This is a genomic window from Salipiger sp. PrR007, from assembly GCF_010499845.1.
GTDB classification, from domain to species: Bacteria; Pseudomonadota; Alphaproteobacteria; order Rhodobacterales; family Rhodobacteraceae; genus Salipiger; species Salipiger pacificus_A.
In genome coordinates this window covers 1-1,977 of sequence record NZ_JAAGOZ010000087.1, presented here as the reverse complement: position 1 = coordinate 1,977, position 1,977 = coordinate 1, and the positions used below count along the sequence as shown (strand labels likewise).

Genomic DNA, 1,977 nt, shown 5'->3' with positions numbered 1-1,977 from the left:
TGAAAAATAGAGTGAAAGACGCAGGGGCAGACGAGCTCGCATCTGTCCGCAAGCAAAGCCGACCCTACTATTGGTTCGTCGGTATATTCAGTTTCTTTGTCAACCTCTTGATGCTCACAGGCCCGCTCTACATGCTGCAGGTCTACGACCGTGTGCTGGGGTCGCGTTCAGAAGCCACACTGCTCGCGCTGACCGCCCTGGTCGTTTTCCTCTATGGCATGATGGGTATCCTCGATTACGCCCGCGGCCGGGTCATGGCCCGCGTCGCCGCCCGCTTCCAGGCCGCGCTCGACATGCGCGTCTTCGATGCCGTGATCCGGCGCTCGGCGGTGAAGCAGGATGAGCTTGCGGCCACCGGCCTCAAGGACCTCGAAGCGGTGCAGCGGTTCATCGGCTCGCCGGTGCTCATGGCGCTCTTCGACCTGCCCTTCACCCCGCTGTTCATCGCCGGTATCTTCGTCTTCCACGCTTGGCTCGGCTATCTCGCCATCTTCGGCGGCCTGATCCTCGTGGTCATCACCCTGCTCAACACCACGCTGAGCCGCAATCCGACCCTCAAGTCGAACCGCGCCGTCCTGCTGGCCGAGCAGACCTCCGAGCAGATCCGCCTCGATGCCGAGACCGTGCAGGCCATGGGCATGCGCGGCGCCGCCTTCAACCGCTGGGACAAGGCGCGCTCCGAGGCCCTGAGCGGGCAGATCTCGACCAATGACCTCGTCGGCACCTTCACCACGATGACCAAGAGCTTCCGCATGCTGCTGCAGTCGGCGATGCTCGGTCTCGGCGCCTACCTGGTGCTGCAGAACGAGCTGACCGCCGGTGCGATGATCGCCGGCTCGATCCTGATGGGCCGCGCGCTCGCCCCGATCGAGCTTGCCGTCGGGCAATGGCCGCTGGTGACCCGCGCACGCAAGGGCTGGGACAACCTGTCAGAGCTGCTCGGAGAGATGCCCCAGGAGCCGACCCGCACCGCCCTGCCAAAGCCGCGCGCGCTGCTCGAAGTGCAACAGCTCACGGTGGTGCCGCCGGGTGAACAGCAGGCCTCGCTGCGTCTCGTCTCCTTCGACCTGCGGCCCGGCCATGCGATCGGCGTGATCGGCTCCTCGGGTGCCGGCAAGTCGACGCTGGCCCGGGCGATCACCGGAGTCTGGCGTCCCGCCGGCGGGCGCATCCGCCTCGATGGCGCGACGCTCGACCAGTACGACGAGGATCTCGGCAAGCACATCGGCTACCTGCCGCAACGCGTCAGCCTGTTCGACGGCACCATCGCCGAGAACATCGCGCGGCTCGCCGAAACACCGGACCCGCAGAAGATCGTCGAGGCGGCCAAGAAGGCCGACGCCCACGAAATGATCCTCAAGCTACCCAAGGGCTATGACACCCGCGTCACCGCCACCGGCGGGCGGCTCTCGGGCGGGCAGATGCAACGCATCGGCCTGGCCCGTGCGATGTATGGCGATCCCGTGATCCTCGTGCTCGACGAGCCCAACTCGAACCTCGACAACGAGGGCAGCGAGGCGGTGAACGCCGCGATCCGCCGCCTCAAGGAAGAGGGCAAGTCGGTGCTCATCATGGCGCACCGCCCGGCCGCGATCCGCGAATGCGACCAGCTGCTTATGCTCGAGCATGGCGCCCGCGTCGCATTCGGTCCGAAGGACGAAGTGCTGCGCTCGCAGGTCAAGAACCACGAACAGATCACCCGGCACGCCGGGCCCGGAGGTGTCCGCTGATGTCGCAGACAACCGACAAGCGCTTCCCGCTCAAAAAACCGCTGATCCTGGGGCTCGGCGCCCTGCTGATCCTCGTTGGAGGCTTCGGGACCTGGGCGGCAACCACCAACATCTCGGGCGCCATCGTCGCCGGCGGCCAGATCCAGGTCGAGCGCAACCGTCAGGTCGTGCAACATCCCGATGGCGGCGTCGTGCAGGAAATCCTCGTCGACGAGGGCGACACCGTCGAGGAGGGCGAGGTTCTGGT

Annotated in this window: 2 protein-coding genes; both read left to right on the top strand. The window is 66.2% G+C overall.

Annotated features, from left to right (window positions below):
• Nucleotides 1-11 precede the first annotated feature (11 nt).
• Nucleotides 12-1,730, top strand: coding sequence for a type I secretion system permease/ATPase (locus G0Q01_RS24545; RefSeq protein WP_164213943.1), 1,719 nt, complete (start codon nucleotides 12-14; stop codon nucleotides 1,728-1,730).
• On the top strand, nucleotides 1,730-1,977 hold a 248-nt coding region (locus tag G0Q01_RS24540; protein WP_304610736.1), incomplete at its 3' end, for a biotin/lipoyl-containing protein. The genes G0Q01_RS24545 and G0Q01_RS24540, both read left to right, overlap by 1 nt.